Source organism: Roseivivax halodurans JCM 10272 (assembly GCF_000521785.1).
Lineage (GTDB): Bacteria > Pseudomonadota > Alphaproteobacteria > Rhodobacterales > Rhodobacteraceae > Roseivivax > Roseivivax halodurans.
This window is the reverse complement of sequence record NZ_JALZ01000002.1, coordinates 90,957-116,285: the sequence shown is the minus strand read 5'-3', so window position 1 is coordinate 116,285 and position 25,329 is coordinate 90,957. Positions and strand designations below refer to the sequence as shown.

Sequence of the window (25,329 nt, the reverse complement as noted above, 5' to 3'; positions counted from 1 at the left end):
CGGTCAAAAAAGTGCGCCAGCGCCATTTCCGCCCAAAATCCGGGCAGCACCCCGAGCTGCCCCATCTTGAGTGTTTCACAGGTTCATCCACAACTAATTGCGTGCTTCACAAAAATATCGCTTTACTCCACCTCGCCCCCACAGGCACGATATGTCGTATGGGGCGCGTGCGACCGTGCCGCCCCTAGAGCAGGCACCAAGCGCTAGGGGCGCTGCGAGCCCCCGGCGCGACAGCAAAAGGGTTGGCGCCATGGCATTGTCCGAGCAGTTCCTGGAAGACGAGATTCACCCCATCGACATCGTGGAGGGCATCGCCTCCCACAACGACTGGGATTTCGATCGCGTCGGAGACGACCAGATCGCCATGGCGGTCGAGGGCCAATGGCGCACCTATTCCGTCACCCTCGCCTGGTCCGGCTACGACGAGACGCTGCGCCTCATCTGCACCTTCGAGATGGAGCCGCCCGCGGACCGGGTGGGCGCGCTCTACGAGGAGCTGAACCTCGTCAACGAGCAATGCTGGTCCGGCGCCTTCTCCTTCTGGGCCGAGCAGAACCTGATGGTCTGGCGCTACGGCCTCGTCCTCTCGGGCGGCCAGGTGGCGAGCCCCGACCAGATCGACACGATGATCGGCACCGCGATCCACGCGGCCGAGCGCTTCTACCCCGCCTTCCAGCTCGTCGCATGGTCCGACCGCACGCCGAAGGACGCCCTGCAGGTCGCCATTGCAGAGGCCTACGGCCGCGCGTAACCCTGTCCCCCGGCATCGCAAAGACCGGGGGACCCGACCATGCAGGACACCGACATCGCCCGCCGCGGCCTCGTACTCCTGGGCTGCGGCAAGATGGGATCGGCCATGCTCGAGGGCTGGCTCGCCCGCGGCCTGCCGGCCGGCTCGGTCTGGGTCACCGACCCGAAACCCTCGGACTGGCTGAGCGATCAGGGCGTGCACCTCAACGAGGACCTGCCCGAAAACCCCGCCATCGCGCTCATCGCCGTCAAGCCGCAGATGATGCGCGAGGCGCTCCCCTCGCTCAAAGCCCTGAGTGGTGGCGAGACGCTCTTCCTCTCGATCGCCGCGGGCACCTCCATCGCCACCTACGAGGAGATGCTCGGCAGCGAGACGCCGATCATCCGCGCCATGCCAAACACCCCCGCCGCCATCGCCCGCGGCATCACGGCTCTCGTCGGCAACGCTCAGGCGACCGAGTTTCACCTCGAACAGGCCGAGCTGCTGCTCTCGGCCGTGGGCGAGACCGTCCGGCTCGAGACCGAGGCGCAGATGGACGCGGTGACCGGCACCTCGGGCTCGGGGCCCGCTTACGTCTTCCACATGATCGAATGCCTCGCGAAGGCCGCCGAGGCGCAAGGCCTCGATGCCGAGCTCGCGCTGAAACTCGCCCGCGCCACCGTGGCCGGCGCCGGCGCGCTGGCGCAGGAGACCGGCACCGATCCCGCCGAACTGCGCCGCAACGTGACGAGCCCGAACGGCACGACGCAGGCCGGTCTCGACGTGCTGATGGACGTGGAGAACGGCCTCCCCCCGCTCATGGAAGCCACGGTCAAGGCCGCCGCCAATCGCGCCCGGGAGCTCGGCCGTGACGGATGAGATCGGCATCGACGATTTCCTGAAAGTCGACATCCGCGCCGGCACAGTGACCCGCGCCGAACCCTTCCCAGAGGCGCGCAAGCCCGCCATCAAGCTCTGGATCGATTTCGGCGGCGAGCTTGGCGAGAAGCGCTCCTCCGCCCAGATCACCGCGCATTATACCCCCGACGATCTCGTCGGCCGGCAGGTGCTCGCGGTCGTCAACTTCCCTCCGCGCCAGATCGGACCGGTCCTCTCCGAGGTCCTCGTGCTCGGCCTTTCCGACGAGGACGGCGCCATCGTCCTCATCTCTCCCGAGCGGCCCGTGCCGGACGGCGCGCGGATGCACTGAGCCTCCCCCTTCTTCTTGACCCAAATATCCCGGAGAACGCGAGAGGCGGAGCCTCTCGCATGTCCGCGCCTCGGGTTGACCCGGAAGCCCGGCTGGGGTTCTAGTCCCGCCACGCTCCGGAGGACTTCATGACCCACCCCGCCATCACCGGCACCGGCGTCTTCACGCCCGCGCAATCCATCTCGAACGACGAGCTCGTGGTCGCATTCAACGCCTATGCCGACCGCTTCAACGACGCCCACGCGGCCGAGATCGCGGCCGGAGAGGTCGAGCCGAAGCCCCATTCGAGCGCGGACTTCATCCTGCAGGCCTCGGGCATCGAGCACCGCTACGTGATGGACAAGGAGGGCGTGCTCGACCCGGACCGTATGTATCCCCGGCTCGATCCGCGGCGCGACGACGCGCCCTCGATCATGGCCGAGATGGGTCTCGACGCCGCGAAGAAGGCCCTGGAGCAGGCCGGACGGGATGGCGAGGAGATCGACCTCGTGATCTGCGCCGCCTCGAACCACGAACGCCCCTACCCGGCCGTCGCCATCGAGATCCAGCAGCTTCTCGGCGCGGGCGGCTTCGCCTTCGACATGAATGTCGCCTGCTCCTCGGCGACCTTCGGCATTCAGGCCGCGGCCGACATGATCCGCGGCGGCTCGGCCCGCCGCGCGCTCGTCGTCTCGCCCGAGATCTGTTCGGGCCATCTCGAATGGCGCGACCGCGACTGCCACTTCATCTTCGGAGACGTCGCGACCGCGGTCGTGATCGAACCCGCGGACGAGGCCAAGGGCACCCGCTTCGACGTGGTCTCCACCCGCTGCGCCACGCAGTATTCCAACAACATCCGCAACAACCACGGCTTCCTGCGCCCGGTCCACGACCAGATGGAGGACCGCCGCGACATGCGCTTCATGCAGAACGGCCGGAAGGTCTTCAAGGAAGTGCTGCCGCTGGTCTCGGCCCATATCGCGGGGCATCTGGACTCCGCCGGCTGGAGCGCGGACGACATCAAGCGGCTCTGGCTGCATCAGGCCAACAAGGCGATGAACGACTTCATCGGCAAGAAGGTCCTCGGCCGCACGCCCGAGGACGGCGAGCAGCCGAACATCCTCCAGGATTACGCCAACACCTCCTCCGCGGGATCGATCATCGCCTTCTCACAGAACTCGGATGACCTCGCCCCGGGCGAGCGCGGCGTGATCTGCTCCTTCGGGGCGGGCTATTCGGTGGGCTCGGTCCTCGTCGAGCGCGCCTGAGCCGCGGCGCTCAGCGCATCCCCATCGCCTCGCGCCAGTGCCGGCGGCAGAGACTCACATAGGTCTCATTGCCGCCGATCTGCACCTGGGCACCCTCGGTCAGAACCCGTCCGGCCTCGTCCTGCCGCACCACCATCGTCGCCTTGCGTCCGCAATGGCAGATCGTGCGCACCTCGCGCAGCCAGTCCGCGATCGCCAGAAGCGCGGCCGAGCCCGGAAAGAGCTGGCCGCGGAAATCCACCCGCAGTCCGTAGCACATGACCGGCACGCCGAGATCGTCCGCGACGCGCGCGCATTGCCAGACTTGCGCCTCGGTGAGGAACTGCGCCTCGTCGAGAAAGAGGCAGGCGATCTCTCCCTGCCGCTGCCGCTCGACCACCGCCGCGCAGATATCCGTCCCCTCGTCGAACCCCTCCGCATCCCGGCCGAGGCCGATGCGCGAGCCGATGCGATTGCGCCCGGCGCGGGCGTCCACGGTCGCGGTCATCAGCATGACCGACATGCCGCGTTCCTCGTAGTTGTGCGCCGCCTGCAAGAGCAGGGTCGATTTGCCCGCGTTCATCGTGGAATAATGGAAGTAGAGCTTGGCCATGCGCGGCAGATGCCCCAGCAGCGCCGGCAGGGCAAGGACCGGGCAGACGCATCCCGGCGCCGACAGGAGGGACCGCTCCATGACGTCGACACTCCAGGCCACAGGGCCGCGGCACGTCACGGCCGCCGAAAGCTATACGCCCGAGCTCCTGCAACGGTGTCTCGTGCGGCTGGAGAAGACCCAGCACTCCCTCGAGGTCTGGCGTCTGATCGTCGAGGTCGGCCGATCGGTCTCCCTGCCCTTCGTCGATTTCGTCTCGACCGAGGGCCTGCAGGATTGGCGGCGCACGCTCTTCCTGCGGACCTCCTACGATTCCTCCTGGCTGACCGAGGAATATCGCGACGACGAGGCGCGCCAATGGTCGATCCTGCGGCAGCACGCGCAGCATCACCTGACGCCGCTCCTAGTCGGGCTCGAATTCATCGACGAATCGCCCCCGGTCCCCGAGCAACGCCGCGTCCTGCTCGAGGCCGCGGCCGCGCGCGGCATGCGGGCGGGCATCTCGTTCCCGCTCCGCCAGAACGCGCCGCCGCGTGCGGGGCTCCTGACATTCTCGGGCGATCATTCGCGGCGCGGCATGCGCGCGATCGTCCGCGCCCATGGCTGGGCGCTTCACGCCATCGCCCTCATCGGGCACCAGCGGTACCTGCACCATTTCACCCAGGAATTCTTCGAGCGGAACCACGTCACCGCGAAGCAGCGCGAACTCCTCGAACTCGTCGGCCGCGGACTTCAGGACAAGCAGATCGCAGAGCGGCTCGGCATCTCGGTCTCGGCGGTGCGCCAGCGGATGAGCGCGCTCTCGACGCGCACCGGCCTCACCTCGCGGACGGAGATGGCGGCTTTGGCGATGTCCCTCGGCATCCTGCCCGATCCGGCCGGACGCGCGATCTCCTCGGGTGCGATGGACATGCTGGTCGAGATGGATGGCTTCGGCGCGCGCAGCCGTGTCAGCGATGCGCGATGACACCTGCCGGAGACGATCCGGCAAAAAGGGGCGCCTCGTCTCCGAAGCGCCCCGAACCTCTTGAAAAGGCGGCGTCCAATCGTTCGACCCCCCGCAAAAGGGTAAAATGTTATCGAAGACCAGTTCGTGCGGACCGATCGGCCCGCTGTCGCCCAAGGCGCATCCCCTGACCCCCGTGATGCCGCGGCCCTGCGACATCCCAGATAATGCCATCATCTTACCGCAAAGTTTTCTCAAAGTCGCCGGGTGCTGTACCGCATCCAAGCGAGTCTCTGCGCATCGAATCGGATCAAATCCGGTCAAACCTGCAAGAATCGCCATGCGCCCGTCGTCGGCCGCGCTCCGAGCCTTACGTCGCGTGAGACGATTCGCTTCCCGCGGGGACGCCCCACAAGTCGTATTCGCTCGCCTCCTCGACATCGACCGTCAGGATGTCGCCGGCAGAAATCCCGCCCAAGTTGCGGTCTATAAAGAGATTCCCGTCGATCTCTGGGGCATCCGCCTTGGTCCGGCAGATCGCCCCCTCCTCGTCCACCGAATCCACCAGCACGTCGATGCGGGTCCCGACCTTGGCGGCGAGCTTGCGTTCGGAGATCGCCTGGGCCTTCTCCATGAACCGCGCCCACCTTTCGGCCTTGACTTCATCGGCGACGTGATTCGGAAGCGCGTTCGACCGCGCGCCCTCCACATTCTCGTACTGGAAGCACCCGACCCGATCGAGCTGCGCCTCGTCCAGCCAGTCGAGCAGCGTCTGGAACTCCGCTTCGGTCTCGCCGGGATAGCCGACGATGAAGGTCGAGCGGAGCACGATGTCGGGGCAGGCGGCGCGCCAGGCGGCGATCTCGTCGAGCGTCCGCTCGGCTGCCGCGGGCCGCGCCATGCGGCGCAGCGTGTCGGGATGCGCGTGCTGGAACGGGATGTCGAGATAGGGCAGCACGCCCCCCTCCGCCATCAGCGGCACAAGGTCCCGCACATGCGGATAGGGATAGACGTAATGCATCCGCACCCAGGCCCCGAGCTGGCCGAGATCGCGGGCAAGATCGAGGATCGGGAACTTCGCCTCCCGGTCGCGCCAGTCGGTGCCGTAGGCCGAGGTGTCCTGGCTGATCACCAGAAGCTCCCGCACGCCGTTCTCGACCAGCTTCTCGGCCTCGCGCATCACCGCCTTGTGCGGCCGCGAGGCGAGCCGCCCGCGCATGTCGGGGATCACGCAGAACTTGCACTTGTGATTGCAGCCCTCCGAGATCTTCAGATAGCTGTAATGCCGCGGCGTGAGCTTCACGCCCGAGGCCGGCAGCAGGTCCACGAACGGATCGGGATCGGGCGGCACCGCCGCGTGCACCGCGTCGAGCACCTGCTCGTATTGATGCGGCCCCGTCACGGCGAGCACCTTCGGATGCGCACCGGTGATGTATTCGGGCTCCGCCCCGAGGCAGCCGGTGACGATCACCCGACCATTCGCCGCCAAAGCCTCCCCGATCGCCTCGAGGCTCTCGGCCTTGGCGCTGTCGAGAAAGCCGCAGGTGTTCACGATCACCGCGTCGGCACCGGTGTAGTCGCCCGAGATCCCGTAGCCCTCCGCCCGGAGCCGCGTGAGGATGCGCTCGCTGTCCACCAGCGCCTTCGGGCAGCCGAGGGACACCATGCCGATGGTCGGCTGCGCGCCCGGGCGGACGGTCGAGAGGTCGCGCTCGAGCCGCGCCTGAGCGCGGTCCGGGCGGATATCGGGAGGGTTCTGAGCCATGCCCGCCCAATACAGCCGCGCCGGCCCGAAGGGAAGCGGAGCGTCGCGGCCGAAGGCGGGCCTGCTTCTTCTTGGCGGAAATACTCCCGCCGGAGGCCCCGGCCCGACACGAGGCGCCACCTTTCCCGGCTCCCGGCGCGCTCTAGCTCACGCGAACCGAAGGAAAAGGGACGAGTGAGGCATGCTTGAGCGGGCGCGACGTTTCGTCGTCGAGGGCGGCGATCCGGCGCCATGGCGCAACGTGGGGGTGACCCTTGCGGCAGTCCTTGTCCCGGTCATCATCGGCATCGGGCTCTTCGGCCAGATCGGCGCCGCCGCCTTCGTGGCCGCTCTTCCCGCGCATCTCGCCGCAAAGCATTCCGGCACCCATACCGCACTGGCGGTGACGCTGATCACCGGGCTCGGCGGCGCGCTCGCGCTCGGTGACCACACGCTGGCATTGATGGTGGCGGCGATCCTCTCGGCGATCACGGCGCTGGGGTTCCGCCATGGCCTCGCGACGCCCTGCCTGCGCGCCCTCTTCACCTGGACGATCTTCACTGGTCCGATCCTGCCGGCGGATCAGAAACCGCTCGTGCTCGCGGTCTATCTCACGGCGATGGCGTGGAGCCTTGCGATCACCGCATGGACGGGCCAGGCGGCCGAGCACCGCAAGGACAAGGATTCGAGCCCCGAATACAGCCTGATGTTCGGTGTGATGCTGGGTCTCGGCCTGATGATCTCGGTCGAGCTCGGCGCGCGGCTCTTCGGCGATCACGGTTTCTGGTTCCCGCTGACCTTCGTCGTGCTCTGGATCCCGCCCTTCGGGCAGCTCTTCTCGCGCACCGCCAAACGGACGCTCGGGACCGTCGCGGGCGTCGCCCTCGCCGTCGTCGTGTCGCTCACGCTCGAACCGGTCTGGGCACGGCTTGCGGTCACCTTTGCGGCGCTGCCGCTCGCCTTCCGGATCCTCCCGGTGAGCTATCTCGGCTTCACGGCGCTGCTGACGATGATCGTGCTCGAGGCGCTGAGTCTCGTCTCGGATGTCGGCGCGCTCGCCACCGAACGGCTCGGCGCGATGTTCGCCGCCGCCCTGATGGCGCTCGTCCTCGGCGCCGCGGCACTCGGCATCATGAAATGGCTCAAACCGGAGGCCGTCGAGGAATTGATGGATCCCAACGGCTGAAGGGTCGCACGGCGCGCGCCGACGCGCATGGAGGCGCCGCCGCGCGGGACGCGCCGCGAGGGCGTGCCCCCGCGCGGCGTCACGCCCCGGCCGCTAGCGCTTGCGGTCGCGGCGCGAGGACATCGGCTGGAACGCCACGCCCACATGCGCCTCGCAATAGGGCTTGCCCTGCTGGACGGGCAGGCCGCAGAACCAGAAATCCTCGGTCGCCGGATCGCCGACGGGCCATTTGCAGGTCCGCTCGGTCAGCTCCATCAGCGTCAGCTTCTTGGCCTTCTTCTCGATCGCGCTGACCTTGGCGAGCGCCTCGGGGCTGATCTCGTTGGCCGAAGGTTGCGGCGGCAGGGGCTGGCCGGCGGGGATGATCTTGGTCCGCGGCGCCGGCATCGTCCGCGCCTCGACCTCACCCCCGTCCTCGGTCGCGGGTTCGGCCGCCGGCGCTTCGGGTGCGGGCTGCGGCGGAGCCTTCGGCCTCGCCTCGACGCGCGGTTCGGGCTCGGGCTGCGGCTCGACCGGGGCACCCGGCTCGCCGCCGGTGCGGTTCGAGAGCCCGAGCCGGTGAACCTTCCCGATCACCGCGTTGCGCGTGACGCCGCCGAGTTCCTTGGCGATCTGGCTCGCCGACTGGCCCTCGCTCCACATCTTCTTGAGCATCTCGACCCGTTCGTCGGTCCAGGACATGGGCGTGCCTTTCCTAAGTGAAAAAGCGGCCGGAGGGGCCGGCCGCCTGACAAATCCGCGTGGCCCCCTATTCTAATCATGGCCCCGCCGGATACAAGGCGGGGCAAGCCCACCGGCAGGAAAGAAGAGCGGAAATACCATGAGCGACATATCGCAATACGAACAGGGATCCCGGCGCTTCGGGCGCGTGAACTGGATGGGCCTCTGGACGCTCTGCGAGCGCGAGGTCCTCCGCTTCGTGAACGTCTGGACCCAGACCCTCCTCGCCCCGCTCGTGACCGCGGGACTCTTCATGGTGATCTTCTCGATCGCCATCGGCCCGCGCCGCGGCGAGGTGATGGACCTTCCCTTCACCACCTTCATCGCGCCCGGCATCATGATGATGACGGTGATCCAGAACGCCTTCGCCAACACCTCCTCCTCGGTGGTGATCGCCAAGGTGCAGGGCAACATCGTCGACACGCTGATGCCGCCGCTCTCAGGCGGCGAGATGGTGCTCGGCTATCTGGCGGGCGGCATCGCGCGCGGCCTCGTCGTCGCGGTGGTGATCGCGCTCGGCCTCGGGCTCGTCCTCGGGATCTGGCCGCAGCACCCGCTGATCACGCTCGTCTTCGTGATCCTCGGCGCGGCGTTCCTGTCGGGGCTCGGCCTCGTCGCCGGCATCTTCTCCGAGAAGTTCGACCAGATGGCGGCGATCACCAACTTCGTCGTCACGCCGCTGGCGTTCCTCTCGGGCACCTTCTACTCGGTCAGCGCCCTGCCCCCGGTGATGTACGAACTCACCCACGTGAACCCGATCTTCTACCTGATCGACGGCGCGCGCTACGGCATGATCGGGGTCTCGGACAGCTCGCCGCTGCTCGGCTTCGTGATCTCGGTCGTATCCGTCGCCGCCATCACCGCGGTCGCGTGGCGGATGTTCCGCAGCGGCTACCGGCTGAAGGCCTGATCGCGGAAAGGTGCACGTCGTCTCGGGCGGCGTGCACCGTGCTGACGGGGGGACTACTCGGCCGGCTCGGCCTTGGCAGCAGCGCGGACCGGAACGATCTGCTGCAGAGCGCCGACGACGAGCAGATAGACCGACGTCGCGACGAGGCCCCAAGTGGCCCAGCTCTCGGGGTGGAAATCACCCCATGCCGCCCAGGCCGCGAAGAACACCCAGGCAAAGGCGATCGGCAGGGACAGCGCGCGCCAGCGCGCCGTGCGGACCGGGTGGATGAACTTGATCGGCAGGAACATCGCGGTCGCGACCAGGGCGACAAGCACGAGGATCAGCGGCACCGCCGGCTTCACCGCGAACAGCACCAGAACCAGCATGTTCCAGCAGCCGGGAAAGCCCTGGAAGGAATTGTCCTCGGTCTTCATCTTGCTGTCGGCGAAATAGAGCGCGCTCGCGAAGGTGATGACGAAGATCGTCACCCAGCCCGTCCAGCCCGGCAGCAGATCCGACTGGAAGAGCGCGAAGGCCGGGATGAAGACATAGGTCAGATAGTCGATGATGAGGTCGAGCAGCACCCCGTCGAAGCGCGGCGAGTTGAGCTTGACGTCGTATTTGCGCGCCAGCGGTCCGTCGATCCCGTCGACCGCGAAGGCGACGACAAGCCAGAGGAACATGATCGACCATTGTCCCTGCGCCGCGGCCAGCAAGGCCAGCATCGCAAAGACGGCACCGGTGGCGGTCAGGAGATGGACGAAAAGAGCGCGGGTCTGAAGCTTCATCAACGCGTCATGGAACAGAATCACGAGCGGATCAATGGCTGAGGCGAACTCGGCGCTTTCTTGCAACCGTCATGGCCGCCGCCCTGCGAATGGCCTGAGCCTTGGGGTCAGACCCGCAAGGCGCGTCCGTCATGGGCAGTGGGCGTCGCAGTCACCAGCGCCCCCTCGTCCTGCGGTTCTGCAAACCGCACCTCGGTGAACTGCTCGGTGCGGCCCATGTCGGGCGCCTCCATCAGGATCCGGTGCTCGCGCCCCGTCGCCGCCTCGAGATGCCGCGTCACCGCGGCTTCCCCCGCCGCGCGAAGACGCTTCGCCCGCTCCTTGATCGCGCCGCCATGGACCTGCGGCATCCGCGCCGCCGGCGTGCCCTGCCGGGGGGAATAGGGAAAGACGTGCAGCCAGGTCAGATCGCATTCCTCGACGAGCCGCAGCGAATTCTCGAAATGCTCTTCGGTCTCGGTCGGGAAACCCGCGATGATGTCCGCGCCGAACGCCATGTCCGGCCGCAGCCGCCGCGCCTCCTCGCAGAAGGCGATGGCGTCGTCACGGCCATGCCGCCGCTTCATCCGCTTCAGGATCAGATCGTCCCCGTGCTGCAGCGACAGGTGCAGATGCGGCATCAGCCGCGGCTCGGTCGCGATCGCCATCATCAGGATCTCGTCCGCCTCGATCGAATCGATGGACGAGATCCTGAGACGCGGCAGGTCCGGCACCAGCTTCAGGATGCGCATCACCAGATCGCCGAGCCGCGGCGTCGCTGGCAGGTCCGCGCCCCAGCTCGTGAGATCCACGCCCGTCAGCACCACCTCGTTGAAGCCCTTGTCGACCAGCCGCTTGATCTGGTCGACGACGACGCCCGCCGGCACCGAGCGCGAATTGCCGCGACCGTAGGGGATGATGCAGAAGGTGCAGCGGTGATCGCAGCCGTTCTGCACCTGGACATAGGCGCGGCTGCGGGTCCCGAACCCGTCGATCAGGTGCCCCGCGGTCTCGGTCACCGACATGATGTCGTCCACCTGGACGCGCTCGGTCTGGCCGATGAAGTCGGCGGCGAGCCCCTTCCAGGTGTCCGGCACCATCTTCTCGGTGTTGCCGATGACCGCGTCGACCTCCTCCATGGCGGAAAAGGTCTCGGGCTCGGTCTGGGCCGCGCAGCCGGTCACGATGAGCCGCGCGCCCGGGTTCTCGCGCCGCAACCGCCGCACCTCCTGCCGCGCCTTGCGCACCGCTTCGGCCGTGACCGCGCAGGTGTTCACGACGACGGCGTCGCCGAGCCCGGCCTCGCGGGCGAGATCCTTCATCGCCTCGGTCTCATAGGCGTTGAGCCGGCAGCCGAGCGTCGTGAAACGGGGAGCGGGCATGTCCTTCATATCTCCTCCAGCCAGGCGGGGCTCAGCACGCCGTCGAACACATGCGCGGTCGGGCCGGTCATCCAGACGCCGTCCTCGCGCCATTCGACCTCGAGCGTGCCGCCGTCGAGATCCACGGCCACGCGCCGACCGGTGAGCCCGCGCCGCGCCGCCGCCACGACGACCGCGCAGGACGACGAGCCCGAGGCAAGCGTCACACCCGCACCGCGCTCCCAGACACGCATCCGCAGCCGGTCCGCTCCGGTCACCGTCGCCACCTGCACATTGGTGCGCTCGGGAAACAGTGGATGGTGCTCGTGCGCCGGTCCGAAGGTGGCCAGATCGACCGCCTCCGCGTCCTCGACGAAGAAGGTGCAATGCGGATTTCCCATGCCGGTCGCCACCGGCGCGCCCTCGATCGGCAGCGCCAGCGTGTCCACGTCCTCGGAGAGCGGGATCTCGCGCCAGCCCGTCTGCGGCGCCCCCATGTTGACCGAGGTGAGCCCCTGCCCGGCATCCGCCGCGTGCAGAACGCCGCGGTCGGTCGTCAGCACGAGCCGGTTGCGACCGGTCTCGGTCATCAGGTGCCGCGCGATGCAGCGCGTGGCATTGCCGCAGGCGGCAGAGGCCGATCCGTCGGCATTGAGGAAGGTCAGGTGCGCATCGGCATTCTCGCCCGGCGTGATGACCGCAAGCTGGTCATAGCCCACCCCACGGTGCCGGTCGGCAAGCGCAACCGCCAGCTCCGGTGTCATATAAATGCTGCGCGCACGCGCATCGAGAACGACAAAGTCGTTCCCCAGCCCATGCATCTTCATGAAGGGCAGCCCGTCTGCGTGCGCATCGCTCATGGCGGCGCATATACGCGCCTCGGCGACCGCTTTCCAGAGGGCGCACCCGCCGCCTGCGTCCCGTTTTGGTCATACCGCTACGGCACTTCCGGAAAACCCGCGATTTTCCGGTTGACCCCCCCCGGCGCTATCTCTAGATGGCCCGCCAGTGGGCCGTTAGCTCAGTTGGTAGAGCAACTGACTTTTAATCAGTGGGTCGCAGGTTCGAATCCTGCACGGCTCACCACTGAACTCCCGGAACATCGCTAGTCCTCGCAACGCTCGAGCCCGGATCGACGCTCGGCCGGGCCAGATGTCGCCCTGCGCATAGCCCAGGCGTCAGAGACCTGCATCGCATCCGAACATCCGCGCGCTCGGTACGTGCGAAAATGCCGAACGGACCGTCGGGCATCACATGCCGCCAAACATATACGGACGTAGGCGAGCGGTATCACGCCGACGGCGGGAACAGTTCCGGCCCTGAGCTGTTCTATCGTCCCAGTCGAAATTACCAGTGACGTTCACATCATGTTTTGCTCATATTGCGGTGTCAAAACGACACCTTTGACCGTCTGCGCGAACTGCGAAAAGGCCGCCAATTGGTTTCTGCGCAAACCCTTCAGGAGAAGCTCGTCCATGCTGGCCGTGGGTGGCGTGGTGGTCGCGGCGCTGCTCGTCATGTCCGCTTGACATGATGGGTCGAGGCAGTCCCTGCGCACCGGGAGCCTGGTCATAGCTCTGCGCACCCTCGGCGGGCGAAACGCCGAAGAGCGGCCATGGCATATGCGCCGCGGCCGCCCGGAGCCCCGCTGGCAGCGTCCCGCCTATGCCGGAGATATCATTCTTGCGTTCCCGTCATCTGCGATACCGTCGGATTCAGCCGAAACGGGAGAATCTGCCATGTCCAGAAACAACATGATCATCGGCGGCATCGCCGTCGTTGTTCTCATCATTCTTATTGCCGTGTTCAGCGGCGGCGGCGAAGAGACGACCGCCCCCGAGGCCGAGACCCAGGCCCCCGAAGCCGAGACCACGCAATAGGTCGTCGCCGCGACGCCTGCCCCCGCAGGTCACGTCGATCGGCGTAAGAGCGGCAGTCCCGAGGGGATTGCCGCTCCGAATGCCCTCGCGCTAGCGCATTCATCCTGCAAGACATTCCCGTCCTGCCGCCTCCCGGAGGCGGTCGAGCCGCTCCGGACCCCTCACTCGGCCTGACCCGGTTTCCGAGGCAGGCGGAGCTGCCCGCCGGCGAGGGTCCGGCAGAACTGCGGTCATCCAATCTTCACGAGGGCATTACAAATCCGTCAAGCCTGAGACCTATCCCCCCGCTGACCTCAACAGCGGGATCTGGATGCTCACCCTCGACACAGTCACAAAGCAGTTCGGCACGACCAGGGCCGTGGATTCGGTGTCTCTCGACATCGCGCGTCCGACCATGGTCGGGATCATCGGCGCCTCGGGGGCAGGCAAGTCCACCCTCCTGCGGATGCTGAACCTGCTCGAGCGTCCAAGCGCGGGCAGCATCGCCTTCGAGGGACGCGAGATCAGCACCCTGAAAGGCAGTCGGGCGCGGGGATGGCAGGCCCAGTGCGCCATGATCTTCCAGCAGTTCAACCTCGTCCCGCGCATGGACGTGGTCTCGAACGTGCTGCACGGCACGCTCTACACCACCGGCACGTTCCGGGCGCTGACAGCGCTCTGGCCCGAGGTCGACATCCGCAAGGCGATCTCGATCCTCGAGCGCCTCGGGATCGCCGAGCAGGCGCCGAAGCGGGCCGAGGCGCTCTCCGGCGGCCAGCAGCAGCGCGTGGCGATCGCCCGGGCGCTGATGCAGGACCCCAAGATGATCCTCGCGGACGAGCCCATCGCCTCGCTCGATCCGATGAACGCGCAGGTGGTGATGGAGACGCTCCGCACCATCCACGACGAGGACGGTCGCATGATCGTCTGCAACCTGCACACGCTCGACACCGCGCGGCGCTATTGCGACCGGATTGTCGGCATGCGCAAGGGCCGCGTCGTCTTCGACGGCACGCCCGAGCAACTCACGACCGGCGTCGCGCGCGACATCTACGGCGCCGACGGGACCTTCTCGGAACACGCCACCTCGACCGAAATCCGCGACCGCCCCGCGGCAGCCCCGCCCCGCAAGGCAGCCAGCCCCGCCAAGGCCGCCGTCTGACCGCACGCCCCAAGGTTCGCCCGGCGAATGGGCGCACCAGACCTCCAACGACACACCGGGAGATTTCCATGGACGTCAAGACCCTGACCCTCGCCCTTCTGGCCTCGACCGCGCTCGCCGGCCACGCCTTCGCGCAGGAGACCAGCGCCTCCGACACCGGCATGACGCCGCAGGAGAGCAGCTCGGCCGACACCTCCGAAGAGGATCTCGCCGACAGCGAGGCCGATCTCATCGACGAGCTCAACATCGGCGTGCTCGGGGGCGAGAACGCCCAGGACCGCATGACCGCGAACCAGTGCCTCGCCGATTACGCCGCCGAACGCCTCGGCGTCGACGTCAACATCTTCACCCCCGCCGACTACAACGGCGTGATCCAGGGACTGCTCGGCGGCTCGCTCGACATGGCCTGGCTCGGCGCCTCGGCCTATGCCGCGATCCATCTGCAGGATCCCGAAACGGTCGAGCCGGTGCTGGTGAAGACCAATCTCGACGGATCCTATTCCTACCATTCCATCGGCTTCGCGCGCACCGACAGCGGCATCACCAGCCTCGAGGACATGGAAGGCAAGGTCTTCGGCTTCGGCGACCCGAACTCCACCTCCGGCTACCTGATCCCCTCCGTAGAGATCCCCGCCGAAGGCGAGAGCATCACCATGGAGCCGGGCGAGTACTTCTCGGACGTCGTCTTCACCGGCGGCCACGAGCAGACCATCGTCGCGGTCAACAACGGCGACATCGACGCCGGCGTGACCTGGGCCGACGGCCTCGGCAACTGGGAAGACGGCTACAATTCGGGCGCGCTGCGCAAGGCCTCCGACGCGGGCATCGTCGACATGAACAACCTCGTCGAGATCTGGCGCTCGAAGCCGATCCCCGAGGGACCGGTCGTCCTGCGCACCGAGCTGCCGCAGGAGGTCAAGGACGAGATGGTGAACCTCGTCGAGAACCTGCACAGCATCGACGAGGACTGCGCCTACGGCGTGGCCGCGGGCGAGACCGCCGGCTTCCGCCCGATCGGCCACGAGGCCTACGAAACCATCGTCGAAGTGCGCCGCCGCGAGATCGGCGGCTGACGACCCGCCCATCCCGCCGGCCCCTTCCCCACCGGGAAGGGGCCCTTCGGCGATCCCTCGCCCCTGACCGACAGCGGAAATTCCCTTGACCGACGCCGCCTCGACCTCCGCCCTGCGCCCGGGCGTCACCGACGCCTATCTTGCAATGGTCAGCACGCGCCGCCTGTGGACGACGACCGGCATTCTGATCTACGTGCTGCTCTTCTTCGGCGGCTTCTGGATCGCCAACGACCGCAACGCCGGAGGCTTCTGGCGTGGCCTGCCGCAGATCTTCGACTTTCCCGCCGATGTGGTCTCGGAAGCCGCCGAGAACGCGGCCCGCCTGCCCGGTCTGCTGCTCGAATATTTCCCCTCGCTTATCGAGACGGTGAACATCGCCGCGGGCGCGACGCTCATCGGGGGCATCCTCGGCGCCTTCGCCTCGCTTCTCGTGACGCGCGGTCTCGCCCCGGCCCCCTGGGCCATCGCACCGCTGCGCCGCCTTCTCGATCTTCTGCGCGCGGTGCCCGAGATCGTCGTCGCGCTGATCCTGATCTTCCTGCTCGGCGGAGGCCCCGTGCCCGCCCTCATCGCGATCGCCCTTCACACGATCGGATCGCTCGGCAAGCTCTTCTCCGAAGTGGCCGAAAGCGCGCCGCTCGATCCCGTGGAAGGATTGCGCTCGGTCGGCGCCACATGGGCCCAGCGCATGGCGTTCGGGATCGTCCCGCAGGTCGGACCGAACTGGCTGAGCTACGCCCTCCTGCGCTTCGAGATCAACATCCGCGCCTCGGCCATCCTCGGCTTCGTCGGCGCCGGCGGCATCGGCTACGATCTGCGCAACACCATGTCCTTCGGGCTCGGCATGTTCGACGAGGCGGCGGCCATCTTCATGTTGCTCTTCCTCACCATCGTCATCGTCGATCAGGGCGGCAGCATGATCCGGAACAAGCTGACCAGGGGGCGGACATGAGCGCAGGCACCGCAGACACGATGGCTCCGGAGAGCCCGCTCGAGCGCACGACACGGATGATGCGGCGCAAGCATCTGGCGATCTTCGGGGTGCCGCTCCTGATCCTCGCCTACCTGACCTATCTCGTCTTCTCCTTCGAGGTCCCGCGCCTCCTCGCCGAGGCCGATGCCGAGAACGCGCGCATCCTCGCCGGCGACATGGTCAGCTACAAGACGCATGTCACCCGCGACAACGGCAGCGGCGCCGTCGAGATCGCCATCGAAGGCTCGCGCAGCGGTCTCTATCCCGAAGGCGAGAGCCCCGCTTGGGTGGAGAGCCAGGGCGGGGACGTGACCCTGGTCGAACTCGGGGGCGGCCACGTCGTCGAACTCATCGGCCAGAACCGCCTGCGTTACGACATTCCGGGCTATGGGGTGGTCGCGGCCACGGCGAGCCGCTCCGGCGGCGTCGAGGCCTCCTTCCCCGACGGCCCCCTGCCCGACTGGATCAACGCGGCCTCGAACCGCGTGGCAATCACCACCGAGGCAGGCCGCGTCAACATCACCCGCGCCCGCACCGAGGTCATGCGCTACTTCCCCGGCTGGGAGCTCTTCTTCTTCACCCTCGACAGCCCCTATCACGGCCTCTCGCCGCTCGAGATCGGCGCGCGGGCTGTGAACGGAGAGGCCTGGGCGATCTGGCAGGATGTCTGGCTGAACGACCGCTGGCGCCACAACGAGGTGGCCTGGGCGCTCGTCGAAACCCTCCTCATGGCCTTTCTCGGCACCGCCGGCGCGGCCATGATCGCCCTGCCGGTCGCCTTCCTCGCCGCCAGGAACTTCGCGCCGCTCGGGCCGGTCCGGCAGGTGGTCAGACGGCTCTTCGACTTCCTGCGCGGGGTGGACGGCCTGATCTGGACGGTCATTCTCAGCCGCGCCTACGGGCCCGGCCCGCTGACCGGCGCGCTGGCGATCATGTTCACCGACACCGGAACCTTCGGCAAGCTCTTCTCGGAATCGCTCGAGAACGTCGACGAGAAGCAGATCGAAGGGGTCCGCTCGACCGGCGCCGGTCCCGTCGCCCGCGCGCGCCACTCGGTCCTGCCGCAGCTCGTCCCCGTCTATCTGAGCCAGATCCTCTACATGCTCGAATCCAACACCCGCTCGGCGACGATCATCGGGGCGATCACCGGCGGCGGCATCGGCCTTCTGCTGACCCAGGCGATCATCACCCAGAAGGACTGGGAGCTCGTCACCTACTACATCGTGCTCGTCGTTCTGATGGTCTTCGCGATGGATTCCTTCTCGGGCTGGCTGCGCCGCAAGTTGATCAAGGGCGCATGATGGCCCGGCTGAAGGAGGACCGGCCCTTCATCCATCCCGATTGCGAGATCGGCGAGGATTGCGTCTTCGGCGCCTATGTCGAGATCGGCCGCGCCTCGCGCCTCGGCAACGCCCATCTCGGCGATTACTCCTATTGCGACCGCATGGCCGACATCGCCAATGCCCGGATCGGGAAATTCGCCAACATCGCCGCGGGCAGCCGGATCGGCGCGACGGATCACCCGATGGAGAAGGCGTCGCTGCACCATTTCCACTACCGCTCGGACGATTACTGGGACGATGCGGAGCGCGACCACGACTGGTTCGCCCACAGAGCCGGACGGCTCGCGCATCTCGGGCACGACACGTGGATCGGCGCCATGGCCATGGTCAAGCCCGAGGTGACCATCGGCACAGGCGCCGTGGTGGCGGCGGGCGCGATCGTGACGAAGGACGTCGCGCCCTACACGATCGTTGCGGGCATTCCCGCCCGGCCGATCCGCCGGCGCTTTCCCGAGGACATCGCCCGGCGCATGATGGCGATCGCCTGGTGGGATTGGGATCACGCAACCCTGCGCGCGCGGCTCGCCGACTTCCGCTCGCTGCCCGCAGAGACCTTCCTCGACCGCTACGAATGATCGAGGACGAGCGTCACGCGCTCGCCGCTAAAATACGTGAACCCGTATTCGACGGGCACGCCCCCGGGATCGACGTTCAGGCTTTCGGTCCAGACGAGCGGCGCTCCGGGAGAGAGTTCGAGCTTGGCGGCCTGAGCAGGATCGGCGAGCTCTCCACCGATCCGGGTCGAGCGCCGCGCGTAGTCGCCGACGCCGACGCGGGCCAGCGCCTCGGTCACCGACGCGACCTCCGCAAGGGCCTGCGCGATCCCCGCCAGCCGCTCCGCCGGAAACCGGCTCGCAAAGAGCGCGATCGGGCAGCCATCGGCGAAACTCACGCCTTCTGCCAGCACGATCCGCCCGCTCGGGCCGAGCTCGAGTGCCTCGGCCTCCTCGGCGGTCGCGGGCCGTTCCTCGAGATGGTCGATCCGGCGGCTCGGAAGGCGACCCCCGGCGCGGATGTTGCGGTGGAACCGCACCCGCGCGCCCAGCGGATATTCGGTCCGGCGCGCCGCGACGAAGGCTCCGGCGCCGCGGCGGGAATGCACCAGACCCTCCTCCCCGAGGCGCGAGAGCGCGCGCCGGACGGTGTGGCGGTTCACCCCGAAGCGGCGCGACAGCTGCGCCTCGGTCGGCAACCGGTCCCCGGGCTGGCGCGAGCCCTCGACGATCTCGCGGCGCAGGGTCTCGGCGATGGCAGTCCATATGGCATCCGTCATGGAAGTTTCACTGGCATGTCGCGGCAAACTTGTCTAGCTGTCGGGTATGTTGTCTAGTTGTCGAGGAAGACATGGAGCGCCCTGACTGGATCGGCCTTCTGGCCCGCAGCCGCCCCGACCATCTGGCCGCGCTGATGGCCGAGCTCGGCGAGCTGCCGGGCCATGTCTGGCTGCGCCCGCCCGAAACCGGCTCGGTGATGGTCCGCGGCCGCGCCGGCGGCACCGGCGCGCCCTTCAACCTCGGGGAGGTTACCGCCACCCGCTGCGCCCTGCGCCTGCCCGACGGCACCGAAGGCCATGCCTTCGTCCAGGGCCGCGATCAGGACCACGCGCGGCACGCCGCGCTTGTCGACGCCGTCATGCAAGGCGATCGGGCGGCGCAGGCCCGCGCCTCCGTCCTCGAGCCCCTCGCCCGGGACGAGGCGACCCGCCGGGAGACGACCGCCCGTAAGGCCGAGGCCACCCGCGTCGAGTTCGAGACGATGGTCCGGGGAGAGGACACATGACCCAGCTTGCCGCCGGTTTTGCCGACCCGCCCATCGACTCGGCCCGCGCCTTCCGCATCATCATGCAGGTCATGGCGCGCCCCGGCACGATCAGCGAGCTTCCGGGCCCCGCCCCCGAAGGGCTTTCGCCCGCCGCTGCCGCCCTGCTCCTGACGCTTGCCGACCACACGACCCCCGTCCATCTCGCCGGCGCCGCCGATGCCGCCCGCCACTGGCTCACCTTCCACACCGGCGCGCCCGCGGCGGAGCCCGAGGAGGCGGCCTTCGCCGTCGGCACCTGGCAGGATCTGCAGCCGCTCCCGCGCTACGCCGTGGGCACGCCCGATTACCCTGACCGGTCGGTCACCCTCATCGCCGAAATCGAGGAGCTCTCCTCCGATGGCCCGCGCCTCGCCGGCCCCGGCATCGAGACCGAGATGCGCCTCTCCCTGCCCGACGCCGCCTTCGTGCGCCGGAACATGGAGCTCTATCCCCAGGGCATCGACCTCTTCCTCACATGCGGCCCCCGTCTCGCCGCCCTGCCCCGCTCGACGCGGCTCCTCGGGGAGGTCGGCTGATGTATGTGGCAGCAAAGGGCGGCGAGGAGGCGATCGCCGCGGCGCATGACTGGCTGGGCGAGATGCGGCGCGGACCGGCGGACCTGCCCTCGCTCTCGCTAGAGCAGATTGCGGCACAATTGTCGCTCTGCGTGGCGCGGGTGATGTCGGAAGGCTCGCTCTACGACGAGGAGCTCGCCTCCCTCGCCGTCAAACAGGCCCGGGGCGACCTGATCGAGGCGATCTTCCTCATCCGCGCCTACCGGACCACCCTGCCGCGGCTCGGGGCCTCGGCGCCCCTCGATACCGGCCGGATGCTCTGCGAGCGGCGGATCTCGGCGATCTTCAAGGACATCCCCGGCGGGCAGGTGCTCGGCCCGACCTTCGACTACACCCACCGCCTGCTCGATTTTGCGCTCGCCGCCGGAGACGAGCGCGCCGCCGCGACGCTGGCCGGGACCGCCGCCCAGCACCGCCCGCGGGTGTCGGACCATCTCGGGCAGGAGGGGCTGCTGCGGAACGAGCCCCCGGGGCCCGAGACGCCCCCCGACGCAACGCGGCAACCCATGGAACTCCCTGCCGACCGCGCCCTGCGGCTGCAGACCCTGGCCCGCGCGGACGAGGGGTTCCTCCTCGGCCTCGCCTATTCCACCCAGCGCGGATACGGGCGCACCCATGCCTTTGTCGGCGAGCTCCGGATCGGCAGCGTCGAGGTCGAGATAGAGCTGCCCGAGCTCGGCTTCTCGATCACCTTCGCCGAGATCGTCGCGACCGAATGCGAGACGGTCAACCAGTTCACCGGCTCGCGCACCGAGCCTGCGCAGTTCACCCGCGGCTACGGGCTCGTCATGGGACGCTGCGAGCGCAAGGCAATTTCGATGTCGCTGGTCGACCGCGCCCTGCAATGGCGCGAGCTCGGCGAGGACGACACCGGCGCCCCGGCCCAGGACGAGGAATTCGTGCTCATGCATGCCGACAACATCCAGGCGACGGGCTTTCTCGAGCACATCAAGCTGCCCCATTACGTCGATTTCCAGGCCGAGCTCGAGCTGATCCGCCGGATCAGGGCCACCCAGGCGACAGGGGATCCCACCGGCACCGCACCGGGAGGACGATCATGACCGAGTACAACTTCGCCTATCTCGACGAGCGCACGAAGAAGATGATCCGCCGGGCGATCCTCAAGGGTCTCGCGATCCCGGGCTACCAGGTGCCCTTCGCCAGCCGGGAGATGCCGATGCCCTACGGATGGGGAACGGGGGCGTCCAGCTCACCGCCGCCTGCCTCGTCCCCGAGGACCAGCTCAAGGTGATCGACCAGGGCGCGGACGATACCACCAACGCCGTGTCGATCCGCGCCTTCTTCGCCAAGGTCGCCGGGGTCGAGACCACCACCCGCACGCGGGAGGCGACGCTGATCCAGACCCGGCACCGGATCCCCGAGATCCCTCTTGGCGACGACCAGATCCTCGTCTTCCAGGTGCCCATCCCCGAGCCGCTGCGCTTTCTCGAGCCCCGCGAGGCCGAGACGCGCCGGATGCACGCCCTCGAGGAATACGGGCTCATGCACGTCAAGCTCTACGAGGACATCTCCCGCCACGGCAATATCGCGACCTCCTACGCCTATCCCGCCATGGTCAACGGCCGCCACGTCTTCGACCCCTCGCCGATCCCGCGCTTCGACAACCCCAAGCTGACCTCGCGCGCGATCCAGCTCTTCGGCGCCGGGCGCGAACAGCGCATCTATGCCCTGCCGCCCTTCACCAAGGTCGAGAGCCTCGACTTCGAGGATCACCCCTTCGATCCCTCCAAGGCGGACGGCGCCTGCGCGCTCTGCGGCGCGACGGGCAGCTATCTCGACGAGATCGTGGCCGACGATCGGGGCACGCGCCGCTTCCAGTGCTCGGACACAGATTACTGCGCCGAACGGCGCGAGGGGACGGCATGATGGAGAATACCCAATTTCAGGACGACGCCCCGCTGCTCAAGGTCCGCGGCCTCACCCGCTCCTACTGGGCGCGGACCGGATGCGCCGAGGTCGATCTCGACGTCTGGCCGGGCGAGGTGCTCGGCATCGTCGGCGAGAGCGGCTCGGGTAAATCGACGCTCCTCTCCTGCCTGGCCGGTCATCTCGAGGCCGACGCGGGCAGCGTCGTCCAGGGCGGCGAGGACGTGCTCCGGCTGCCCGAACCGGCGCGGCGGCGGCTGATGCGGACCGACTGGGCCTATATCCACCAGCATGCCAGGGACGGTCTGCGGATGAACGTCAGCGCCGGCGGCAATGTGGGCGAACGCATGATGGCGGGCGGCGCGCGCCATTACGGCAGCATCCGCGACACCGCGGCGGACTGGCTCCAGCGGGTCGAGATCGACCCCGCACGGATCGACGATCGTCCGACGGCGTTTTCGGGCGGCATGCAGCAGCGCCTGCAGATCGCCCGCGGGCTCGTCACGGCGCCGAAGCTCGTGCTGATGGACGAGCCGACCGGCGGGCTCGACGTCTCGGTCCAGGCAAGGCTGCTCGACCTGCTGCGCGGGCTGGTGCGGGACATGGGGCTCGCCGTCATTCTCGTGACCCACGACATCGGCGTCGTGCGCCTGCTCGCCGACCGGCTCATGGTCATGCGCCACGGCCGCGTCGTCGAGGCGGGACTGACCGACCGCGTGCTCGACGATCCCCAGCACGACTACACCCAGCTTCTCGTCTCCTCGGTCCTGCCGGCATGATCGAGGCGCATCTCCCCCACGCCGCGGGCGGCGTTCCGCGCCGCTCTTTTCCCTCGTCTCCCAACACGGCGGATGCCCCATGATCCACGTCCGCGACGTCTCGAAATCCTTCACCCTGCACGCGCAAGGGGGCATCGTCATCCCCGTCCTCGAAGGCGCCCGCCTCGAGGTCGCGGCAGGGGAATGCGTGGCGCTGACCGGCTCCTCCGGCTCGGGGAAATCCACCCTCCTGCGGCTCCTGCAGGGCAATTACGCCCCCGCCTCGGGGCGGATCGAGGTGGCGGGGCTCGACCTTGCCACGGCCACCCCGCGCGAGATCGCGGCGCTCCGCCGCGACCGGCTGGGCTATGTCTCGCAATTCCTGCGGGTGGTTCCGCGGGTGCCCGCGCACGACGTGGTGGCCGACCCGCTCCTGCAGCTCGGCGTTCCGCCGGCAGCGGCGCGCGAACGGGCCGAGGCGCTCCTCAGCCGGCTCAACCTGCCGCAAGCGCTCTGGTCGCTCTCGCCCACGACCTTCTCGGGGGGCGAGCAGCAGCGGGTCAACATCGCCCGCGGCTTCGTCCACCCCTATCCCGTCCTGCTCCTCGACGAGCCGACCGCCTCGCTCGATCCCCTGAACCGGGCCGTGGTGCTCGACCTCATCCGCGAGGCCAAGGCGCGCGGCGCCGCGCTCGTCGGGATCTTCCACGACCGCGAGGCCCGCGACGAGATCGCCGACCGCGAGGTCGACGTCTCGCTCTTCGCGGCGGCGCCGTGACGGGCCGGCTGATCGCCGTGGTCGGCCCCTCGGGCGCCGGCAAGGACAGCGTGATCGCAGGCCTCGCCGCCGCGCGCCCGGGCCTTCTGGTCTGCCGTCGGTCCATCACCCGGCCGAGCGACGAGACAGAGCCTTTCGAGAGCCTCGACGCTGAAACGTTCGAGCGCCGCCGCGCCGCAGGCGCCTTCGCGCTCTTCTGGCCCGCGCACGGGCTTTCCTACGGCATCCCCGCCGAGACCGTCGATCAGGTCCGCTCCGGCCACGACGTCATCGCCAATCTCTCGCGCCGCGTGCTCGGAGAGGCGGCCGAAACCTATCCCGCCGTCTTCGCGCTCGTCGTCACCGCCGCGCCCGAGACCATCGCCGAAAGGCTCGGCGCGCGCGGACGCGAAGCGCCCGAGGAGATCCGGCAGCGCCTGGCCCGTCCCGGCATATCCCTGCCCCCGTCGATCCCCTCCGCCCGCATCGCAAACGACGGCCCCCTCGCCGAGGCGGTCGCCGCCGCCGAAGCCGCCCTCTTCGGACGCGGCGCGCCATGAGCCCCCGCCCGCCTCTCCCCGCACAGGATTGATCCCGTCCCATGACAGACCAGCTGACACTCGCAAATGCCCGCCTCGTGATGCCCGACGACGTCGTCACGGGCATGCTGAAGATCTCGGACGGGCGGATCGAGGCCATCGACACCGGAGCCTCCGTGCCCCCGGGCGCCGTCGATTGCGGCGGCGATCTCGTCATCCCCGGCCTCGTCGAGCTCCATACCGACAATCTCGAGCGGCACCTCTCGCCCCGCCCCGGCGTCGACTGGCCGCATGACGCGGCGATCCTCGCCCATGACGCCGAGCTTGCGGCCTGCGGGATCACCACGGTCTTCGACGCGTTGCGCGTCGGTGCCCTCCGCGGCCGGGACAGTCATATCGAGCGCGCCTATGCGCGGCCGCTCTGCAGCGAGATCATGTCGATGCGCGCCGCCGGCCATCTCAAGATCGGCCATCACATCCACCTGCGCGCCGAGATCTGCTCGGACACGCTGATCGACGAGCTGGAGGCCTTCGGCCCCGAGGACCGCGTCGGGCTGCTCAGCCTGATGGACCACACGCCCGGTCAGCGCCAGTTCGCGGACGTCGCGCAATACAGGCGCTACATGACCGGCAAGCACGGCATGACGGAACCCGAATTCGAGGCGTTCTCCGCACGTCTCGTCGATCTCAAGGCCGAGGTCGGAGCCGCCCACGAAGCCGCAGCGGTGGCGACGGCCCGGAGACTCGGGGCAGCGCTCGCCAGTCACGACGACACGACCGCCGATCACGTCTCCAGAAGCGCCGCCCACGGCGCCCGCATCGCGGAGTTCCCGACCACCGAGATTGCCGCCCGCGCCTGCCATGACGAGGGCATCCTCGTGATGATGGGCGCCCCCAACATCGTGCTCGGCGGCTCCCATTCGGGCAATATCGCCGCGTCCGAGCTCGCCGCCGCCGGGCTTCTCGACATCCTGTCGTCGGATTACGTCCCGGCCGCCCTGCTGCGGGCCGCCGCGACGCTCGCGCGCCAGAGCGGGAACCTCCCCGCCGCCATATCGACCGTCACGGACGCTCCGGCGCGGGCGGTGGGCCTCGCCGACCGGGGGCGCCTGGCCCCCGGGCTCCGCGCCGATCTCGTCAGGCTGCGCGAGGTCGGCGACATCTTCCGGCCCGTCTCGGTCTGGAGCGCGGGCCAGCGCGCCGCGTGA

At 68.5% G+C, this 25,329-nt stretch carries 28 protein-coding genes, 1 tRNA gene and 1 pseudogene; 22 read left to right on the top strand and 8 right to left on the bottom strand.

Going from position 1 to position 25,329, the window contains the following annotated elements:
* Positions 1 to 250 precede the first annotated feature (250 nt).
* From OCH239_RS02925 to OCH239_RS02910, 4 genes are all read left to right on the top strand, one after another.
* Positions 251 to 751, top strand: coding sequence for a type III secretion system chaperone family protein (locus OCH239_RS02925; protein WP_037258491.1), 501 nt, complete (start codon positions 251 to 253; stop codon positions 749 to 751).
* 39 nt (positions 752 to 790) lie between these two features.
* Complete coding sequence (gene proC, locus OCH239_RS02920; protein ID WP_037258487.1) at positions 791 to 1,609, top strand: pyrroline-5-carboxylate reductase; 819 nt, start codon at positions 791 to 793, stop codon at positions 1,607 to 1,609.
* The gene (locus OCH239_RS02915) at positions 1,599 to 1,940 is read left to right on the top strand and encodes a tRNA-binding protein (protein ID WP_037258484.1); all 342 of its coding nucleotides are present in this window, start codon (positions 1,599 to 1,601) and stop codon (positions 1,938 to 1,940) included. The genes proC and OCH239_RS02915 overlap by 11 nt, the downstream gene beginning before the upstream one ends.
* A gap of 128 nt (positions 1,941 to 2,068) precedes the next feature.
* Positions 2,069 to 3,187, top strand: a complete 1,119-nt coding sequence (locus OCH239_RS02910) for a beta-ketoacyl-ACP synthase III (protein ID WP_037258481.1) — start codon at positions 2,069 to 2,071, stop codon at positions 3,185 to 3,187.
* A 10-nt stretch (positions 3,188 to 3,197) separates the two neighbouring features.
* Here the strand turns inward: OCH239_RS02910 and OCH239_RS02905 are convergent, their stop codons facing one another.
* Positions 3,198 to 3,779, bottom strand: coding sequence for a thymidine kinase (locus OCH239_RS02905; protein ID WP_037258986.1), 582 nt, complete (start codon positions 3,777 to 3,779; stop codon positions 3,198 to 3,200).
* A 79-nt stretch (positions 3,780 to 3,858) separates the two neighbouring features.
* Here OCH239_RS02905 and OCH239_RS02900 point away from each other — a divergent pair, with 79 nt between their 5' ends.
* Positions 3,859 to 4,746, top strand: a complete 888-nt coding sequence (locus tag OCH239_RS02900; RefSeq protein ID WP_037258478.1) for a helix-turn-helix transcriptional regulator — start codon at positions 3,859 to 3,861, stop codon at positions 4,744 to 4,746.
* Positions 4,747 to 5,095: 349 nt separating this feature from the next.
* On the opposite strand, the gene rimO is transcribed toward OCH239_RS02900, so the two are convergent.
* A complete protein-coding gene (rimO, locus tag OCH239_RS02895) occupies positions 5,096 to 6,490 on the bottom strand; it encodes a 30S ribosomal protein S12 methylthiotransferase RimO (RefSeq protein ID WP_037258472.1) in 1,395 nt (464 codons plus the stop codon).
* Between the two features lie 181 nt (positions 6,491 to 6,671).
* Here rimO and OCH239_RS02890 point away from each other — a divergent pair, with 181 nt between their 5' ends.
* The gene (locus OCH239_RS02890) at positions 6,672 to 7,655 is read left to right on the top strand and encodes an FUSC family protein (protein WP_037258470.1); all 984 of its coding nucleotides are present in this window, start codon (positions 6,672 to 6,674) and stop codon (positions 7,653 to 7,655) included.
* A gap of 93 nt (positions 7,656 to 7,748) precedes the next feature.
* Here the strand turns inward: OCH239_RS02890 and OCH239_RS02885 are convergent, their stop codons facing one another.
* On the bottom strand, positions 7,749 to 8,336 hold the full coding sequence (locus OCH239_RS02885; protein WP_037258469.1) for a GcrA family cell cycle regulator: 588 nt from the start codon (positions 8,334 to 8,336) through the stop codon (positions 7,749 to 7,751).
* 139 nt (positions 8,337 to 8,475) lie between these two features.
* Between OCH239_RS02885 and OCH239_RS02880 the strand changes: the two genes are divergently transcribed.
* Positions 8,476 to 9,285 carry an ABC transporter permease gene (locus tag OCH239_RS02880; RefSeq protein ID WP_037258466.1) on the top strand — a complete coding sequence of 270 codons (810 nt, stop codon included), beginning with the start codon at positions 8,476 to 8,478 and terminating at the stop codon, positions 9,283 to 9,285.
* Positions 9,286 to 9,338: 53 nt separating this feature from the next.
* Here OCH239_RS02880 and OCH239_RS02875 read toward each other — a convergent pair whose 3' ends face one another.
* From OCH239_RS02875 to dapF, 3 genes are all read right to left on the bottom strand, one after another.
* Complete coding sequence (locus OCH239_RS02875) at positions 9,339 to 10,055, bottom strand: CDP-alcohol phosphatidyltransferase family protein (RefSeq protein WP_037258984.1); 717 nt, start codon at positions 10,053 to 10,055, stop codon at positions 9,339 to 9,341.
* A gap of 107 nt (positions 10,056 to 10,162) precedes the next feature.
* A complete protein-coding gene (gene mtaB, locus OCH239_RS02870; RefSeq protein WP_037258981.1) occupies positions 10,163 to 11,416 on the bottom strand; it encodes a tRNA (N(6)-L-threonylcarbamoyladenosine(37)-C(2))-methylthiotransferase MtaB in 1,254 nt (417 codons plus the stop codon).
* Positions 11,417 to 11,421: 5 nt separating this feature from the next.
* Entirely contained in the window at positions 11,422 to 12,255 is an 834-nt protein-coding gene (dapF, locus tag OCH239_RS02865; RefSeq protein ID WP_037258464.1) for a diaminopimelate epimerase, read from the bottom strand.
* Positions 12,256 to 12,405: 150 nt separating this feature from the next.
* On the opposite strand from dapF, the gene OCH239_RS02860 reads away from it, so the two are divergent.
* Positions 12,406 to 12,481, top strand: a tRNA-Lys gene (locus OCH239_RS02860).
* 274 nt (positions 12,482 to 12,755) lie between these two features.
* On the opposite strand, the gene OCH239_RS02855 is transcribed toward OCH239_RS02860, so the two are convergent.
* Positions 12,756 to 12,914, bottom strand: coding sequence for a hypothetical protein (locus OCH239_RS02855; protein ID WP_157577785.1), 159 nt, complete (start codon positions 12,912 to 12,914; stop codon positions 12,756 to 12,758).
* A 220-nt stretch (positions 12,915 to 13,134) separates the two neighbouring features.
* Between OCH239_RS02855 and OCH239_RS22510 the strand changes: the two genes are divergently transcribed.
* The 6 genes from OCH239_RS22510 to OCH239_RS02830 all read left to right on the top strand — a co-directional run bounded on the left by OCH239_RS22510 (position 13,135) and on the right by OCH239_RS02830 (position 18,380).
* Positions 13,135 to 13,275 (top strand): hypothetical protein, encoded by a 141-nt coding sequence (locus OCH239_RS22510; protein ID WP_157577784.1) that lies wholly within the window; start codon positions 13,135 to 13,137, stop codon positions 13,273 to 13,275.
* A 310-nt stretch (positions 13,276 to 13,585) separates the two neighbouring features.
* Entirely contained in the window at positions 13,586 to 14,416 is an 831-nt protein-coding gene (gene phnC, locus OCH239_RS02850) for a phosphonate ABC transporter ATP-binding protein (protein WP_037258459.1), read from the top strand.
* 68 nt (positions 14,417 to 14,484) lie between these two features.
* Positions 14,485 to 15,489: a phosphonate ABC transporter substrate-binding protein gene (gene phnD / locus OCH239_RS02845; protein WP_037258457.1), complete on the top strand. Its 1,005-nt coding sequence runs from the start codon at positions 14,485 to 14,487 to the stop codon at positions 15,487 to 15,489.
* A gap of 85 nt (positions 15,490 to 15,574) precedes the next feature.
* Positions 15,575 to 16,441 (top strand): phosphonate ABC transporter, permease protein PhnE, encoded by an 867-nt coding sequence (phnE, locus tag OCH239_RS02840; RefSeq protein ID WP_425280277.1) that lies wholly within the window; start codon positions 15,575 to 15,577, stop codon positions 16,439 to 16,441.
* A complete protein-coding gene (gene phnE, locus OCH239_RS02835) occupies positions 16,438 to 17,763 on the top strand; it encodes a phosphonate ABC transporter, permease protein PhnE (RefSeq protein WP_084782069.1) in 1,326 nt (441 codons plus the stop codon). The genes phnE (OCH239_RS02840) and phnE (OCH239_RS02835) overlap by 4 nt, the downstream gene beginning before the upstream one ends.
* Positions 17,763 to 18,380, top strand: a complete 618-nt coding sequence (locus tag OCH239_RS02830; RefSeq protein WP_037258455.1) for a DapH/DapD/GlmU-related protein — start codon at positions 17,763 to 17,765, stop codon at positions 18,378 to 18,380. The genes phnE (OCH239_RS02835) and OCH239_RS02830 overlap by 1 nt, the downstream gene beginning before the upstream one ends.
* On the opposite strand, the gene phnF is transcribed toward OCH239_RS02830, so the two are convergent.
* Positions 18,371 to 19,078: a phosphonate metabolism transcriptional regulator PhnF gene (gene phnF / locus OCH239_RS02825; RefSeq protein WP_037258453.1), complete on the bottom strand. Its 708-nt coding sequence runs from the start codon at positions 19,076 to 19,078 to the stop codon at positions 18,371 to 18,373. The two genes, OCH239_RS02830 and phnF, sit on opposite strands and share 10 nt — an antisense overlap.
* Positions 19,079 to 19,149: 71 nt before the next feature.
* Between phnF and phnG the strand changes: the two genes are divergently transcribed.
* From phnG to OCH239_RS02785, 8 genes and pseudogenes are all read left to right on the top strand, one after another.
* Positions 19,150 to 19,584, top strand: a complete 435-nt coding sequence (gene phnG, locus OCH239_RS02820) for a phosphonate C-P lyase system protein PhnG (RefSeq protein WP_037258451.1) — start codon at positions 19,150 to 19,152, stop codon at positions 19,582 to 19,584.
* Entirely contained in the window at positions 19,581 to 20,141 is a 561-nt protein-coding gene (gene phnH / locus OCH239_RS02815; protein WP_037258448.1) for a phosphonate C-P lyase system protein PhnH, read from the top strand. Before phnG ends, phnH begins: the two co-directional genes overlap by 4 nt.
* Positions 20,141 to 21,241, top strand: coding sequence for a carbon-phosphorus lyase complex subunit (locus OCH239_RS02810; RefSeq protein WP_051489197.1), 1,101 nt, complete (start codon positions 20,141 to 20,143; stop codon positions 21,239 to 21,241). Before phnH ends, OCH239_RS02810 begins: the two co-directional genes overlap by 1 nt.
* Positions 21,238 to 22,067 (top strand): annotated as a pseudogene (locus tag OCH239_RS02805) (alpha-D-ribose 1-methylphosphonate 5-phosphate C-P-lyase PhnJ). The gene OCH239_RS02810 and the pseudogene OCH239_RS02805 overlap by 4 nt, the downstream one beginning before the upstream one ends.
* Positions 22,067 to 22,846: a phosphonate C-P lyase system protein PhnK gene (phnK, locus tag OCH239_RS02800; protein ID WP_037258445.1), complete on the top strand. Its 780-nt coding sequence runs from the start codon at positions 22,067 to 22,069 to the stop codon at positions 22,844 to 22,846. Before OCH239_RS02805 ends, phnK begins: the two are co-directional and overlap by 1 nt.
* Before the next feature lie 79 nt (positions 22,847 to 22,925).
* Positions 22,926 to 23,603, top strand: a complete 678-nt coding sequence (gene phnL, locus OCH239_RS02795) for a phosphonate C-P lyase system protein PhnL (RefSeq protein WP_037258442.1) — start codon at positions 22,926 to 22,928, stop codon at positions 23,601 to 23,603.
* On the top strand, positions 23,600 to 24,142 hold the full coding sequence (phnN, locus tag OCH239_RS02790; protein ID WP_037258440.1) for a phosphonate metabolism protein/1,5-bisphosphokinase (PRPP-forming) PhnN: 543 nt from the start codon (positions 23,600 to 23,602) through the stop codon (positions 24,140 to 24,142). Before phnL ends, phnN begins: the two co-directional genes overlap by 4 nt.
* 41 nt (positions 24,143 to 24,183) lie before the next feature.
* Positions 24,184 to 25,329, top strand: coding sequence for an alpha-D-ribose 1-methylphosphonate 5-triphosphate diphosphatase (locus OCH239_RS02785; RefSeq protein ID WP_037258437.1), 1,146 nt, complete (start codon positions 24,184 to 24,186; stop codon positions 25,327 to 25,329).